14 protein-coding genes, 1 rRNA gene and 1 pseudogene are annotated in these 14,531 nt (G+C 69.6%); 10 read left to right on the plus strand and 6 right to left on the minus strand.

The window, feature by feature from the left end:
• Positions 1-166 precede the first annotated feature (166 nt).
• Positions 167-283 (plus strand): 5S ribosomal RNA (rrf, locus tag ABIA38_RS44820).
• A gap of 290 nt (positions 284-573) precedes the next feature.
• Positions 574-873 (plus strand): hypothetical protein, encoded by a 300-nt coding sequence (locus ABIA38_RS44825; RefSeq protein WP_424644827.1) that lies wholly within the window; start codon positions 574-576, stop codon positions 871-873.
• Here ABIA38_RS44825 and ABIA38_RS44830 read toward each other — a convergent pair.
• The 4 genes from ABIA38_RS44830 to ABIA38_RS44845 form a co-directional block, all read right to left on the minus strand.
• Complete coding sequence (locus tag ABIA38_RS44830; protein WP_424644828.1) at positions 855-1,424, minus strand: hypothetical protein; 570 nt, start codon at positions 1,422-1,424, stop codon at positions 855-857. The two genes, ABIA38_RS44825 and ABIA38_RS44830, sit on opposite strands and share 19 nt — an antisense overlap.
• A 273-nt stretch (positions 1,425-1,697) precedes the next feature.
• Complete coding sequence (locus ABIA38_RS44835; RefSeq protein ID WP_424644829.1) at positions 1,698-1,880, minus strand: hypothetical protein; 183 nt, start codon at positions 1,878-1,880, stop codon at positions 1,698-1,700.
• 112 nt (positions 1,881-1,992) lie between these two features.
• Complete coding sequence (locus ABIA38_RS44840; protein WP_424644830.1) at positions 1,993-2,181, minus strand: hypothetical protein; 189 nt, start codon at positions 2,179-2,181, stop codon at positions 1,993-1,995.
• A gap of 97 nt (positions 2,182-2,278) precedes the next feature.
• Positions 2,279-3,496, minus strand: a complete 1,218-nt coding sequence (locus ABIA38_RS44845; protein WP_424644831.1) for a helix-turn-helix domain-containing protein — start codon at positions 3,494-3,496, stop codon at positions 2,279-2,281.
• 336 nt (positions 3,497-3,832) lie between these two features.
• On the opposite strand from ABIA38_RS44845, the gene ABIA38_RS44850 reads away from it, so the two are divergent.
• From ABIA38_RS44850 to ABIA38_RS44875, 6 genes and pseudogenes are all read left to right on the plus strand, one after another.
• Complete coding sequence (locus ABIA38_RS44850) at positions 3,833-4,522, plus strand: HAD family hydrolase (protein WP_424644839.1); 690 nt, start codon at positions 3,833-3,835, stop codon at positions 4,520-4,522.
• 384 nt (positions 4,523-4,906) lie between these two features.
• Positions 4,907-5,056 (plus strand): annotated as a pseudogene (locus ABIA38_RS44855) (DUF397 domain-containing protein); the annotation flags it as partial.
• A gap of 320 nt (positions 5,057-5,376) precedes the next feature.
• Positions 5,377-5,559: a hypothetical protein gene (locus tag ABIA38_RS44860; protein ID WP_424644832.1), complete on the plus strand. Its 183-nt coding sequence runs from the start codon at positions 5,377-5,379 to the stop codon at positions 5,557-5,559.
• A 21-nt stretch (positions 5,560-5,580) separates the two neighbouring features.
• Complete coding sequence (locus tag ABIA38_RS44865) at positions 5,581-6,156, plus strand: HD domain-containing protein (protein WP_424644833.1); 576 nt, start codon at positions 5,581-5,583, stop codon at positions 6,154-6,156.
• A 228-nt stretch (positions 6,157-6,384) separates the two neighbouring features.
• A complete protein-coding gene (locus tag ABIA38_RS44870) occupies positions 6,385-7,314 on the plus strand; it encodes an oxygenase MpaB family protein (RefSeq protein WP_424644834.1) in 930 nt (309 codons plus the stop codon).
• Between the two features lie 80 nt (positions 7,315-7,394).
• The gene (locus tag ABIA38_RS44875; protein ID WP_424644835.1) at positions 7,395-8,936 is read left to right on the plus strand and encodes an acyl-CoA synthetase; all 1,542 of its coding nucleotides are present in this window, start codon (positions 7,395-7,397) and stop codon (positions 8,934-8,936) included.
• Positions 8,937-9,034: 98 nt separating this feature from the next.
• Here ABIA38_RS44875 and ABIA38_RS44880 read toward each other — a convergent pair whose 3' ends face one another.
• Together ABIA38_RS44880 and ABIA38_RS44885 are read right to left on the minus strand one after the other, a co-directional pair.
• Positions 9,035-10,750, minus strand: a complete 1,716-nt coding sequence (locus ABIA38_RS44880; protein WP_424644836.1) for an acyl-CoA synthetase — start codon at positions 10,748-10,750, stop codon at positions 9,035-9,037.
• A gap of 190 nt (positions 10,751-10,940) precedes the next feature.
• Positions 10,941-12,323 carry a hypothetical protein gene (locus tag ABIA38_RS44885; RefSeq protein WP_424644837.1) on the minus strand — a complete coding sequence of 461 codons (1,383 nt, stop codon included), beginning with the start codon at positions 12,321-12,323 and terminating at the stop codon, positions 10,941-10,943.
• A 555-nt stretch (positions 12,324-12,878) separates the two neighbouring features.
• Between ABIA38_RS44885 and cspE the strand changes: the two genes are divergently transcribed.
• Positions 12,879-13,082, plus strand: a complete 204-nt coding sequence (cspE, locus tag ABIA38_RS44890) for a transcription antiterminator/RNA stability regulator CspE (protein WP_020557813.1) — start codon at positions 12,879-12,881, stop codon at positions 13,080-13,082.
• Positions 13,083-13,233: 151 nt separating this feature from the next.
• A complete protein-coding gene (locus tag ABIA38_RS44895) occupies positions 13,234-13,716 on the plus strand; it encodes a hypothetical protein (RefSeq protein WP_424644838.1) in 483 nt (160 codons plus the stop codon).
• Positions 13,717-14,531 lie beyond the last annotated feature (815 nt).

Genomic DNA, 14,531 nt, shown 5'->3' on the forward strand with positions numbered 1-14,531 from the left:
GAGCTGACCGGTACTAATAGGCCGAGGACTTGTCCTCAGTTGCTACGCGTCCACTGTGTGGTTCCCGAACCGCAATCGGTTTCGGGGAACCCGTTATTGATAATTGAATCACCGCATGTGATTTCTGGTTCACCGTAACGGCCCGTTTTGCAGGGTTCGATGGTTTTCCGGTGGTCTTGGCGGAGAGGAAACGCCCGGTCTCATTCCGAACCCGGAAGCTAAGCTCTCCAGCGCCGATGGTACTGCACTCGAAGGGGTGTGGGAGAGTAGGACGCCGCCGGAATTTTCGTGTGGAAGGCCCGCCCCCTTTTCGGGGGCGGGCCTTTTGCGTTTTCATCTTCATCTTGATTTTCTTGTCTCTCGGGCCCATCCGGTGTTCCACACAATCGGGCCGATGTGGACCGGTGGGACGCTCGAGGCGCGGGCGAATTGGCTGTCGGAAATGCCGATTGTGACGCCAGCGGTGGGGGTCGCCTCGTCGGTCCGGGCGGGTGTGGGTACGACGGACGTACGCGTCGGGTTCGGTCGTTCGGCGGGGGCAGGCCGTGCTCGGTTGCGGTTATGCACGGGGTCGTGCTCGTGCTGCTGCAGGACGATGCGCACGTAGCCGGGCGAGAAGCCGACGGTGCGGGCGATGGCGTCCACGGGTACGCCGTCTCGGTGGGCGTCGGCAACCGCGGCGCGGAGTGCGGCGCCAGCGGCTTGGCAGTGTTGTCGGTAGGTGTGCTGCTGGTGGTGCGACGTGGTTGCGGGGTTTGGGTGTCCGCCCTGGAGTCGGTTGCGTTCGGCGGCGGCTGCGGCCAGGCGCACGACAGCGGCCTGTTCGATGTCGATCGGCTCGTCGGCGATGTGGGTCATCGGTCGGTGTCCTGACCTTGGATGTGACGGACGATGGCGCGGTCGCAGATCGCGGCGCGGATGTCCTCGCCGTCGAGCCATCCGCCGAGGTGGTCGTGGAGTTCGATGACCTGGTCGATGGTGAGGCTGGTTGCGGGCATCGGGTCGAGGCACAGCAGTGGCTCGGGCGGCCCGTCGGTGGGGATCAGGTCCGGGCGGTGACGGGCGATGTCGTCCAAGAGCACCTCGCGGTGATGTTCCAACAGATGGATCAGCCCGCGTGGCTCGGGCCGATCGCCGCCCACGGCGTTCACGAACAGTCGTAGCCGTAGGCCGTATCCGTCGCGGATCAGCATCGCCCGACCGGTCGGCCGGTCCTGTGGGCGCGGCGGGTACAGCAGGCTCGCGGCGAGCTTGGCTACGTCGGTGTCGGTGAGGTGGAACGCGACTCGCTGGAGTGCCTCCGGGGCGTGGAAGGACGAGGAGGAGACGGCCAGTCGCCATGGCCGGGGGTGGTCGGTCGGGTTCAGGTGGATGGCCCAGGCGGGCATCGTCACGGTCTCGACGACCGTCTTGCTCTCGGTCACGTTGGCTCCAACGGGCGGAAGGGCATGGGGTGTTCGGCGGGTGTGGGACGGGGCCGGTGCCGCCGCCCGGACGAGTCCCCGCGGCCGGCGGTCGCAGTGCCCCGGGCCCGACGGGGCGGATGTCGGGCCTCACCCGGCCGGGCGTGCAGGGGTCTTCAGGCACCCGGCCGGGTGAGGGACTGTGGATTCCGGCCCCGCGGCCTCGCCGAAGGCTGCGGGGACCGGATGTGCCGCCCGCAGGAAACGGTCGGGGCGAGCGGCGTCGGACGGGGCTCAGCCGCCCGAGTCAGGGACGCCACCACCGAACGGCGGAGGCGGGCACGTACGCATCAGGTACATCCGCGCCTCGTGCACCAGCGCAGCCAGTTCGGGCCGCGTCACGTCGAGCGGATCGCGGCCGGGTGCGGTAATTCGAACCTGCCGGTCCTCGTTGCCGGACGGGGTCACGGAAATCATGGGAGCCTCCAGCGAGGACGTGGGGGCTCGGTCCCGCAGTCACGCCCAGGACCGCGAGACCGAGTGCCGCCCGCCGGGTCGAGGTCACGGACGGGCCGCGGCAGGGGACAGGTCAGAGGTCGTCGGGGATCGCCGTCCGGCCGACCGTGGCCGGGACCGGGTACAACAAGTGGCGGCGGATCTCGTGCTGGAGCGCCACCAGTTCGTCGTCCGTGAGGTCCACCGGAACTCGGTCGGGCAGCGTCACCCGGTTCGGGCGGTGCGGGTGGCCGGACGGCTGGACGGTTACAGACTCGGACATGACGACGGCCCCTCGCGTTGGAAACCTGCTGGTCAACAACGCTAGGGGCCGTCGGGTGAAGGAGAGGCTACGTTTTGTATTCCCTCCGGTACTTGCGTCAGGCCACCCCGACGCGCCTCGCGAACTCCATCCGGCGCCCGCTCCTGCGGTACTTCGCCGTCATCAACCGAACGTTCTCCCGCACCGCCGGGTGCATCCGCGCGTGTTGCGGTGCCAGGCGCTCGGCGTGCTCGAACGCGTCCCACGCCGAGTCGTGGTCGCCCGCCAGGTAGTGCGCGCGTCCCGCGTCGATGTGGAAGTGGGCGCGGCGCTCCCTGCTGTAGTCCTGCGGCAGGACGATCCGCTCCAGCCGGCGCACCGCATCCCGACCCCGGCCCAGTTCCACAGGCAACGACACGCCCCAGATCGCCACGTTCGTCGGACCGAAGACCAGCTCGAAGTCGTTGCGGTCGGACCCCAGTTCGCTCGCCGCCGCCTCGGCCCGGTCCCAGTGCGCCCAGGCCGAAACGCCGTCATAGGCCCGCGCCGAGTTCAGCGATGCCTTGAGGTGGTAGGCCCCGGCGAGGGACACCGCGACCGGGTCCCCGCGTCGCTGCGGCCGGGACAACTCGGCCAGGCCGTCGTCGAGGATGTCCGCCGCCTCGTCGTGCTCGCCGATCCCGATGTACTCGCCCGACTCGTACCAACGCGCGGCCAGCATCCGCAGCGGATCCTCCGTGCGTTCGGCCGCCCACAGGACCCGCTCCGTCGCCAGCGTCGCGTCGCTCACCAGGCCCATCTTGTACAGGTACTGCATCGCCGCCTCGTAGGCCGAGCACAACAGGCCGTATGCTTCCCGCCGTTCGTCCGACTCCAGGACGTGCGTGGCGATGCGGGTGTCGAGCAGCAGGTCCGGCAACACCTCGCCGGTCCGGGTCATCGCCGCGGCCTGCCGCCATGCATTCGCCTCGGCCACGCGGGCGCGCAGGTCCGCGAGGTCGACGTCGTCGGCCCGTCGATCGGTGAGACGAGGCGGCCGGTTGTAGCGGAGGAGTTCGCGTTTGATCGCGGACACGGCTCCGTCGTCCGATCCGGGCACGTAGTAGGGGGCTCCGGTGATGTCGGTCGGGTGACACTTCAGCGCGCGCGCCAAGGCGAGGATGTTCGCGGCGCGGTCGAGACTGCGGGCACCGCGCTCGTACGCCTTGACGGCGGCGAGGCTGAAGTTCGTTTCCATCGCGAGGCGACTCTGGGTCCAGCCTCTGGCGGCGCGGGCGGCAGCGAGCCGGGTGCCATTGTGCTCGACGGTCGGTGTCTCATCGTGGTCCGTGGGCATGGCCTGGGGTCCCTCCGAGCAGGCCCACCCGAGCCGGCGAAGTACGCCGTCGCGCCGGTGAAGCGCTGCGGCCGGGTGACGGCGCCGCCCCGTACTCTGGCGGGGTAATCAGGTACCGCCAGCGTACGCCGACGCGCAACGCCGGCAGGCAAGTCCGCCCCGGCCCTTCGTGGGAGCGGGGCGGACTCGTTTCCGGCAACTGGAACACGCCATGGCATCGACACACCCTGCGGCTGCCGGATCGGATCGGGACCGGGCAAATTGGCGTGAAATGCGTCTGCGCGCACGTCGTCCGATGGAGCAGCATCACGTCGACTCGATATCAGGAGCGTGACCATGCCCCGTCGCCGTCTCGTGTTGTGGGACATCGACCACACCTTGATCGCCACCGGAGGCGTCGGCCGCCAGGTGTTCGCCGATGCCTTTCTCGAGATCACCGGCCTGCCCATGCAGCAGCAGGCGGGTGTGAACGGACGCACTGAGCAGGTGATTTTCCGCGAGACGGTCGTCCTGCACGGGCTGAATCCGAGCGCATACGTGTTCGCGGACTTCGCCCAGGCACTGGCGGATGGCTACCGCGCCCGCGCCGCCGAAATGCGCGAACGCGGGCACGCGCTCCCCGGCGCGGCGGCGATCCTCGCCGCTCTGGCCGACATGGAGGGGATCGTACAGACGGTCGTCACCGGCAATCCGCGCGAGGTGGGCGTGATCAAGTTGGCCGTCTTCGGTCTCGACCGGGCGATCGACTTCGCCATCGGCGCCTATGGCGACGACCACACCGACCGTCCCGAACTCGTGCGGACGGCAAGGCACTTGGCCGAGCAGCGCTACGGAACGCACTTCGGCCGGGACAACACCGTCATCATCGGCGACACACCCGCGGACGTCGAAGCCGGCCGGGACGGTGGTGCAACCGTGATCGCCGTCGCCACCGGCAGCAACGATGCACAAGCCCTGTCCGGCGCCGCCCACGTTCTTCCCGATCTCGCCGATACCGAGACTGTAGTGTCCCTCGTCTGCGGCTGATCGCACTCCGCCACGCGAGGATCTCCGACAGCGGAGCACACGCGAGGTCGCGTACTCCGCCCGTGCGCGCCAGAGATAGGACGCTGCCCGAATCAATGTGTGTGAAGGGCGAGTCTCGAAAGAGGCGGGCCTTTCGCGTTTCCCGGGGACCTGCCCATCTCGGTCGGCCGCGGCCGGGTCGTAGTCTCGTACTACCAGGCAGAGTTCGGGTTCGGGGGAAAGGTGTGCTGGTGGGCGGCGGGTCGAAGCAGCGTTCCTGCGTCGGGCTGTTCGGGCCGGACTCGGTGACATGGCAGGTGCACATGGAAGAGTCCCGCAAATTGATCGCGGAGATCGCAGAGGAGCCATGAGCATGACGAGCGCGGGCAAACCGCATGGCGCAAGTCGACCTACAGCGGCAATGCGGGAGGCAACTGCGTCGAGGTTGCCGAGCTGACCGCCGCGGTTGGTACCCGCGACAGCAAGGTCAGTGATTCGCCGGTCATCCGGACCGGAGCCAAGGCATGGGCAGCGTTCCTCGACGCCACGCGCTGAATTGGGCGTTCGGGCCCGCCTCCGCAGCAGCCGGAGGCGGGCTCGGATCTTGTCCGGACTCGACCATGTGCAAGCGGCTCCCGAAGCCATCGGGCGCGCACCGGGTTACGCAGTCCGCCCCCTCGCGGCGGGGAGGTCGTTTGTCCGGACCCGACCAAGACGCACCGACGCACCAAAGGCGGCAGCGGAACGGCACGCGGAGCAGCGCGTACTCCGGTCGTGTGCGCCGGCTGCCGGTCACGGGCGGTGCGGTGCCACCTTGGACCGCATGCCCATCACCCCTCGTTGACCACCTGGCCCCTTGGCTCGGGTTCTCCGAGTTGTACATCCACACCCTGTGGTCCCTGCTCGCGATCCGCCCGCACCTGCTCCAGGCGGCCGGCGTCGACACGGACACCCTGCGCGAACGGGTCGTTCTCCTGTTGGATGGCGGGACGCTGTCCACGCAGGCGCGGCGCGAGCTGGACGGAGTCCGCTACGCCATCCGCCTGTCGAGGACGTAGACCGGAAGCAAGGAGCACGGGGTGGGCGACGACATCCGCACGGTGGCGAACTTCCTCTTCGAGGCGGGCACGCTCAAGCACCACAAGCGCACCGGATGGTGGATCGCCGGGATCAAGGACCCGGAGAGCGTCGCCGAGCACTCCTGGCGGGCCGCCCTCCTGGCCTCGATCATCGCCGAGTTGGAGGGCGCCGACCCGGCGAAGGCAGCGCTCCTGAGCGTGTGGCACGACACCGGGGAGACCCGCACCGGCGACCTCGCGCACATCAGCCAGAAATATGTCGGCAAGGGCGACGCAGTGGCCATCGCCGCCGACCAGTCGAAGGGCATGCCCGCCGGCCTGGGCGCGCTGATGCGGTCGATCGTCGGCGAGTACGAGGCCCGCGAGACGCCCGAGGCGATCTGCGCAGGGGATGCCGACAAGCTGGAGTGCCTGGTCCAGGCCATCGAGTACCGGGACCAGGGGCACCAGAACGTGGACCGCTGGATCGTCAACTCCCGGAAGCGGATTCGCACCGAGTCCGCGAAGCGCATCGCGGCCGAGTTGCTGGAGACCGGCTCGCTCACCTGGCTTCGCGAGGCAATGGGCGAGTCGTAGCATCGACACGCCCTTCGACTGCCGGGCGGCCGGCCGGAACCGGGCAACAGGATCCCCCACCCAGGTGGCGGCGCCCCCGCGAGGCATACGCACCGAACTGCCGAATGCCCTCGCCGAAAGGCGCGAACGCGGGCGCGCGTTTTCCGGGGACCTGCCGATCCCGGTCGGCCGCGGTCGAGTCGTAGTCTCGGACTACCAGGCGGAGTTCGGGTTCGGGAAGGTGTGCCGATGGGCGGCGGGTCGAAGCAGGGTGGTGACGTCGGGCTGTTCGGGCCGGACTCGGTGACGTGGCAGGTGCATGCCGATCCGGCGATGTGGGTGGCCGGCGTACGGGCGCTCTACCTTCAGGCGTTGCATCCGCGTGCGGTCCGCGCGGTTGTACAGAACTCCGATATCCGGCAGGACTCCTGGGGGCGGCTGATCCGGACCGCCGACTTCGTCGGGGTGACGACCTACGGGGCGCGGGCCGACGCGGAGCGGGCGGGCGCGCGGGTGCGGCGGATACACGAGGTGCTCCGGGCGGTCGATCCCGTCACCGAACAGCCGTACCGAATAGACGATCCGGAGCTGCTGCGCTGGGTGCACTGCGCGGAGGTCGGGTCGTACCTGTCCGTCACCCGCGAGGCCGGGCTCCCGCTGACCGACGAGCTGGCCGATCTGTATCTGGCCGAGCAGCGTCGCTCGGCCGAACTGGTCGGGCTCGCGCCGGACGACGTACCCGGGTCGCTGGTCGAGCTGGAGCGCTACTTCGCCGCGATTCGGCCGGAGTTGGCGATGACCGACGAGGCGCGGGACGTGTTCGACTTCCTGCGGCGACCGCCGGTGCCGTTCGTGCTGTTGCTCGGGCGCGAGTTGTTGTGGCGTCAGGTCGCCGAGTCGGCGTACGCGGCATTGCCGTCCTGGGCCAAGGAGTTGTACGGGTATCGCGGCCTGCCGTCGGCGGTGGCCCGGCCCGGGCTCAAGGTGTTGCGGGGGGTGGTGCGGGTCGCGACTCCGGCGATTCGGCTGGCGTTTCCGTCGCCGCACATCAAGGGCGCGATGGAGCGGCTCGGGCCCGAGGTCGAGCCGTCGCCGGCTCGGCTGGCGACTGCCGCAGCGGTCGCGACTGCCGCCGCGATCGCGCGGGGGGCCGCGACGGGACAGGTCGGCAATAAGTAAGGTCCCCTTTCTTTCTGTGCGTGCTGCCGTCACAATGTCAGACATTGTCAAGCAACCGGGCAGCTCGAAGGGAACCGCACGTGGCGAACGGCTTCTGGGCCCATGCGCAGGCCAATCCGGACCGGCTCGCGCTGGTGGACCCCGATGGCGTCGAGTGGACCGCCGAGCGACTGGGCGCGGAGTCGAACCGGCTCGTGCACGGTCTGCGGGCGGCCGGGTTGGGCACGGGCGATGTGTTCAGCGCGATCCTGCCCAACTGCGCCGAGTACATCGTGGCGTATCTGGCGGCGGCCCAGGCGGGGATGTACCTGGTGCCGGTCAACCACCACCTGGTCGGTCCCGAGATCGCCTGGATCCTCGACGACAGCGGTTCCAAGGTGCTGATCGGGCACGAGCGGTTCGCCGAGGCGATCGTGGCCGCCGCAGACGAGGCCAAGGTGCCGGCGGCGGCGCGGTTCGCGGTCGGCGAGGTGCCGGGCTTCCGGGCGTTCGCGGAGTTGACCGAGGGGCAGTCGGCCGAGCCGCCCGCCGAGCGCGGCGTGGGTGTGACGATGAACTACACGTCGGGTACCACCGGCCGGCCGCGCGGCGTGCGTCGCCCGCTGTCCGGTGGTTCACCCGAAGAGGCCCGCTACGGCGGCACGTTGCTGATCTACGGCGTCAAGCCGTACGACGACAACGTGCACCTGGTCGGCTCGCCGCTCTACCACACGGCCGTCCTGCAGCACGCGCAGCAGTCGCTACACATCGGGCATGCCGTGGTGTTGATGGACAAGTGGCGGCCCGAGGAGATGTTGCGGCTGATCGACCGGTATCGGGTCACCACCACGCACATGGTGCCGACCCAGTTCCATCGACTCCTGCAACTGCCGGAGGAGGTCCGGGCCCGCTACGACGTCTCCTCGCTGCGGCACGCCGTGCACGGTGCGGCGCCCTGTCCCGACCACGTCAAGCGGCGAATGATCGAGTGGTGGGGGCTGTGCGTCGAGGAGTACTACGCGGCGAGCGAGGGTGGCGGCACGTTCTGCTCGGCGCAGGAATGGCTGGATCGGCCCGGCACGGTCGGCAAGGCCTGGCCGATCAGCGAGATCGGCATCTTCGACGACGAGGGCGAGCGGCTGCCGGCCGGCGAGGTGGGCACCGTGTACATGCTGATGCGGGCCGGGACGTTCAAGTACCACGGGGACGAGGAGAAGACCCGCAAGGGCCGGATCGGTGACTGGTTCACGGTCGGCGACGTGGGGCTGCTCGACGAGGACGGCTACCTGTACCTGCGGGATCGCAAGATCGACATGATCATCTCCGGTGGCCAGAACATCTACCCCGCCGAGATCGAGGGCGCGCTGCTGCGGCACCCCGCGGTCGGCGACGCAGCCGTGTTCGGCATCCCGCACGAGGACTGGGGCGAGGAGGTCAAGGCCGTCGTCGAGCCGAACGAGGGCTTTGCCGCCGGGCCCGAGTTGGCCGCGGAATTGCTCGGGTTCTGTGCCGAGCAGGTGGCGAGCTACAAGCGGCCGAGATCGATCGACTTCGTCGAGGCGATGCCTCGGGACCCGAATGGGAAGTTGCAGAAGCGGCGGTTGCGGGATCCCTATTGGGAGGGGCGCGAGCGGGCGGTCTGAGGCGATATACGAATACACCGCCCGGGATTTCCCGGGCGGTGTATTCGGCGTTGCTGTTTCACGATTCGAATCTTCCCGAACCGGATTCCGTGGGCGGTTCAGACTCCGCTTCCGGTCCCAGCCCCGCTTCCGGTCCCGGTCCCGCTTCCAGTCCCAGCCCCGGTTTCGGATTCGGTTTCCGTGGCGGGTGTGGATTCCGGCGCCGATGCTATCGCGAGCGCCCATTGCAGGTCCGGCTTGCCGGTGGGGGTGCGCTGGGTGTGGTCGACGATGCGCATGACCCGGGGCACCTTGTACCCGGCGATCTTGGTGCGGCAGTGCTCCTGGATGGCCGACAGGCTCGGCGTGCGGCCCTCGCGCGGCTGTACGACGACCGCCACCGTCTGCCCCCAGCGCGGGTGCGGGACGCCGACCACGATCGCGTCATAGACCTCGGGGTGCGCCTTGACCGCGCCCTCGACCTCCTCGGTGAAGATCTTCTCGCCGCCCGAGTTGATCGTCGCCGAACCGCGCCCGAGCAGGGTGATCCGGCCGTCGCCCTCGAGGCGGGCGTAGTCGCCGGGCACCACGTAGCGAGTGCCGTCCGGGCCGGTGCGGAAGACCTCGGCGGTCTTGACCGGGTCGCCGAGGTAGCCCAGCGGGATGTTGCCCTTGCGGCCGAGTCGGCCGACGACGCCCGCGGGCAGCGGGTTGAGGTCCTCGTCCAGGACGACCGAGTCGGGGACGGCCTTGACGGTGATCCCGCTCTGCTGCTCGGTCTGGCCCTTGACCGCGATGCCCACGCCGTTGGCACCGGACTCGGAGGCGCCGATCGCGTCGCTGACCACGATCCCGAGGCGCTCCATGAACTCCTCCTTGAGCGACGGCGAGAACAGCGCGGCGCTGGAGGACAGGGCGAACAGAGCGGACAGGTCGTAGGCCGCGCGGCCGTCCCGCGGTGCGTCCAGGGACTCCAGGAGCGGGCGGGCCATCGCGTCGCCGGTGATCAGAATGACGTTGATCCGCTCCGCCACGACGGTCTCCCACACGCTGTGCGCGTCGAATTTGTCGATCAGCACCACGCGGTGGCCCTTGGCCAGGTTCTGCAGCACCCCCCACTGGGTCGCGCCGTGCATCAGCGGGGCGATCGGGAAGGTGGTCAGTTGGCCGTTGCGGCCCTTCTCGACCATCTCCTCGGGCTGCGAGATGCGATTGCCGTTGGTCGGGTCGATGCCGCCGCCGAGGGCGAAGATCACGTCCTCCTGGCGCCACACCACACCCTTGGGCAGGCCGGTGGTGCCGCCGGTGAACAGCAGGTACAGGTCGTCGGCGGAGCGCGGGCCGAAGTCGCGCTCGGGCGATCCGGCCGCCATCGCGTCCTCGTAGCGCACCGCGCCCAGGGCCTCGGCGGTGGTCGCCTGCTCGCCGGGCTCGCTGTCGTCCTCCACGACCAGCAGGTGGCGCAGCGACGTCACCTTGGGCGCGACCTCGGCGACCCGGTCGGTGAACTGTCGCTGGAAGACCAGTGCGACCGGCTTGGCCTGGTCGAGCAGGTACGCCAGTTCGTCTGCGACATAGCGGAAATTCACATTGATACAGACGGCCCGGATCTTGTAGATCGCGAGCATCGCCTCCGGCCATTCGATGATGTTGTAGGCGTAGACCGCGACATGGTCACCCGGCTGCACACCGGCGTCCCGAAGGTGGTGGGCGAGGCGATTCGCTCGCTCCTCCAGGAGGGCATATGTACGGCGTTCACCGTTCGCGACGATCGCCTCGCGTTCGGGGTATTCCCCGGCCGCGCGCTCGAAGAGGTCGGCAAGGTTGAATTCCATGGGCGGAGCGTAAGGCGTGGGCCCGGCGATATTCCAGAGGAAATATCGTTTGGCCGCCCTCCGGAAACTGTGACGCTGTCGACCGTAACAAACACTTGACTGCGGCAAAGATATGGGCTGGGTGTGCCGGGGTTGCGGGGTCCGCGCGAGCACGCGACCGGGCGCGGGCGTGGGTGAGGAGGGTGCGGGGTCAGCGGTCCGCGTACTCGCGCAGGCGCGGGCGGGCGCCGGCCAGTACGAGGACCACGCACGCTCCGAGCACTCCGATCGGTGCCCACGGCCAACCGGTGAGCGCGTTGCGGGCGCTGTCGGTACGGCTCTCGAAGTCGGCGTTCTTCGCGTTCGCGGCCTGGCCCAGTGCGGTCTGGTAGTCGTAGAAATCGAAGGCCAGATTGCCCCGGGCGACCCCGGTGGTCAGGCCGACGACGACATCCAGCCGGCCCTGGGCGACCGCCGCGCGCAGTGCCCCGTCGTCGCGTCGGAAGGTGTCCAGGCGCGTGGCGACGCCTTGGTTCGGCACGGCCCGGCCGAGTTCTGCCTGCTTGCGATCGAAGCCGCCGGCGAACTCCCGGGCGCGTTCGGGCAGGAGTACGAAGCGACTCTCGTCCGCGTTCGCGTCGGAGGCGGTCGCCCGGGCCCGGGCCAGCGCCAGGAACGGATCGAACGCCTTGGTCTGCGCGTCGTGCAGCCGGGATGCGTGGTCGGTGAACAGCACTGCGGCGGTGCCGGTGAGTGCGGCCACCGCGATGGTCGCGGCGGCCAGCCCGGGTGCGATGACCCGGCGGAACCGGCGGGCGGACCAGACCTGGCCGATGATCAGGATCACCACCAGCACGGCACCGACGAGCCCGATCACCAGGGCCGCCCAGCGCGCCTGCGTACGGTTGGCGTCGGCGTCTGCGGCGAGCTTGTCCCCGGCGTTGCGACCGAGGTCGTCGGCGGCCTTCAGCAGGTCGTCGTGCAGGACGCCGGTCGCGCTCGCGAAGTAGTTGAGCGCGGCCACCGGCGGGCGGCCGACGACGGGGCGTACCTGGACCTGCTCGTCCGCGAGGCGGGCCTGCGCCACGAAGGCGTCGTAGCGGGCGAGTCCGTCGATCAGCGCGCGGACGGTCTCCGCGGGCGCGCCGCCGGCGGCCAGCTCCTGGAGGTGCTCGGTGATCTCGGCACGCCGCAAGCGCAACTGGCTCAGCGCCAGTTGCCGGTTGCCGATGTCCTCGTTCAGTCCCACCACGAGCACGTTGGCCACTTGGGCGTCGAGGTCGGCGAGCGCGAAGTACAGGTCGGCCGCGTTGTGGGCGCGCGGGGCCGAGGTGTGGGCGATCTCGGTGAGCCCGGATCGGGCGTTGCCGGCGCCGACCGCGATCGTGGCGGCGAGCGCCACGAGGCCGATCAGGACCACGGTGACGAGCCCGTACAGCCGGGCCGGCACGGCGCCCATCTGCCGCAGCCGCCGCGGCAGTCGAAGGCGTATGCGGGACGCCCGGCCCGGAGCCGGCGTGATCGGCGCGACCTCCGGTGGCGCCGGCGCGTACGCGGGTATCGGTGGCGCAGGCGGTGCGGTCGGGGCAGCCATGTCGAAACGGTAGGCAAATGTCGCGAAGGGCCAACGGTCAATCGGTGGCGGGGATGCGAAGGTCGCGTGAACATCCGTGTGTTCGAGGCGTGTTCGAGGATGCGCCAAGAGTGGGCGAGGGTGGATCGGGCGGATGGTTGGCGGGCGGTTGGCGAGTGGTTGGGGCGGGGTTGGCCGGTGGTTGGCGGATGGTTGGTGGGCGCGGGTGACTGACGCTTGGTCAGCCCTCGGTTGCGGCCAGTTGTGTCACCCACGCGGATGAACCGCATGCCGTGTGCCGGCTATGTCGCCCGTTAACGCCATTGGTGACGGTCGGATTAGCACTGCGAAGGGCTGTTGCGGAGCACTCGTTGGCATGTAGCGTTGTCCGCGGTTGCAGCAGTAGATGTAGTTCCCTCGCACGTCCAACGCCTGCGGACATCAACAGCCGTGGGCGTTTTTCGCTCCTCACAGCGAGGGCATCCCGGGGTAACGCGGGGAGTGGGACCACTCGACGGTTCGCGACCCGGGCATCACGAGGTGTGATGTCTGTGGGTTACGTGAAGGAATCAAGACATGGCCACCGGTACGGTCAAGTGGTTCAACGCCGACAAGGGCTACGGCTTCATCTCGCAGGACGATGGCGGCGCTGACGTCTTCGTCCACTTCTCCGCCATTCAGACGAACGGCTACCGTTCGTTGGAGGAGAACCAGCGCGTGGAGTTCGAGGTCACGCAGGGTCAGAAGGGCCCGCAGGCCGAGATGGTTCGCCCGCTCTGAATCGGTCCCGCGGCTCCGGCAACGGACCGCAGACCTAGCAAGGCCCGCGCCCGTGCAGGGTGCGGGCCTTGGGGCGTTTTCGCGGCGGCATCCCATCGTGTGGGTGATGGGTGTGGCCGGTGGCACGGTGCGGGGCCACTAGCATGTCTGTATGGGTTTCCTGCGCCGCCGCCCCCCGTCCGGGCCGGATTTCGACGTTCTCGCCATCCCGTTCACCGACTGGCCCGGCTCCGTGATCGTGGCCATGTTGCCGGGGGAGGACGGCAGTTGCCAGGGGATCTTCGTCCGGTACGACCTGCTGGCCAACCGCGGCCCGGCCATGCTGATCGGCAACCTCCCGCCGGGCTCCCCGGCGCGTGCGGAGGGCGTGGGCCGGATCGAGGCGCAACAACTGGTCGCGGCACTCGGCCACGAGGAGATGCCCGAGGAGTTGTCCACCGAGGACACCCCGATCATGCTCGGCGACGACCTGCTGATCGTGCGCAAGATCAAGTACGCGGAGGGCCGCCTGGCCTGCGTCGAATTCGACCGCAGCGACAACGTCCTGGTCCGCATCGTCACCTGGGACCGCCCGATCACGGACGACGTCTTCCAACTCCTCAAACCAATCGACGCGGACTCCTTCGGCGGCTGACCTGTCGGGCGGCTCCGCCGCTCTCCGCGCTTCGCGCGTCGATCACTTGGCGCAGCCCAACTCGCGGGCACTGACACGCCGAACCGCAGCCGGCATCGGCGTCGGCGCATCGAGGAAGACCGCGTCCAGGTCCGCAACCGGACGCCAAAGACCCGAGTCGCGCGCAGCAAGCCGGCGGGCCGAACTCGGGACAACAGCCGGCCTACAAGGCCCGGGTCTTGAGCGCAGCGAGTCAACTCGGCCGTATCGGATCCCCACCCAGAGCAAAGCACCGGGTCGCGGGCGCAGCGAGCCGGCGGCCCCGGGCCCGGGACTGCGGCCGTGCCGAGAGGCGCACGTCGCGAGAGCACCGAGCACGGTGGGCCGAGGCCGAGACAGCAACCGGCCTACGGGCCCAGCTCACAGGCGCAGCAATTCGGCGGGGTTGGACCGGGACAGCAGCCGGGCCACGCGAGCGCACCGAGCCGGTAGAGCCGGCGCCGTGACCGCAGCCACGCCGAGAGACGCAGATCGCGAACGCAGCGAGCGCGGTGGACCGAGATCGGGACGGCAGCCGGCCTACGAGCCCCGGGTCGCGGGCACACCGAGGCAACTCGGGCTGTGCCGGACCCGCACCCGCAGCCGAGCACCCGGGTCGCGAACGCGGTAAGCCGGTGGCGCCGGAGCCGAGATCGCAGCCGTGCCGAGAGACGCAGATCGCGGGCGCAGCGAGCGGGGCGAGCCGAGGTCGGGACGGCAGCCGGGCCACGGGGCCGAGGCGCGCGCAGCAAGTCGGCGGGGCCGGCGCCGGGATCGCGGCCGTGCCGAGGGACGCA

It is taken from the genome of Embleya sp. AB8 (assembly GCF_049739465.1).
Taxonomy (GTDB): domain Bacteria; phylum Actinomycetota; class Actinomycetes; order Streptomycetales; family Streptomycetaceae; genus Embleya.

Bases quoted from the DNA above. Each gene is read 5' to 3' on its own strand.
- ABIA38_RS44835 (WP_424644829.1), bottom strand. From the start codon at position 1,880: ATGATTTCCGTGACCCCGTCCGGCAACGAGGACCGGCAGGTTCGAATT.
- ABIA38_RS44840 (WP_424644830.1), bottom strand. From the start codon at position 2,181: ATGTCCGAGTCTGTAACCGTCCAGCCGTCCGGCCACCCGCACCGCCCG.
- ABIA38_RS44845 (WP_424644831.1), bottom strand. From the start codon at position 3,496: ATGCCCACGGACCACGATGAGACACCGACCGTCGAGCACAATGGCACC.
- ABIA38_RS44850 (WP_424644839.1), top strand. From the start codon at position 3,833: ATGCCCCGTCGCCGTCTCGTGTTGTGGGACATCGACCACACCTTGATC.
- ABIA38_RS44870 (WP_424644834.1), top strand. From the start codon at position 6,385: ATGGGCGGCGGGTCGAAGCAGGGTGGTGACGTCGGGCTGTTCGGGCCG.
- ABIA38_RS44880 (WP_424644836.1), bottom strand. From the start codon at position 10,750: ATGGAATTCAACCTTGCCGACCTCTTCGAGCGCGCGGCCGGGGAATAC.
- ABIA38_RS44885 (WP_424644837.1), bottom strand. From the start codon at position 12,323: ATGGCTGCCCCGACCGCACCGCCTGCGCCACCGATACCCGCGTACGCG.
- cspE (WP_020557813.1), top strand. From the start codon at position 12,879: ATGGCCACCGGTACGGTCAAGTGGTTCAACGCCGACAAGGGCTACGGC.
- ABIA38_RS44895 (WP_424644838.1), top strand. From the start codon at position 13,234: ATGGGTTTCCTGCGCCGCCGCCCCCCGTCCGGGCCGGATTTCGACGTT.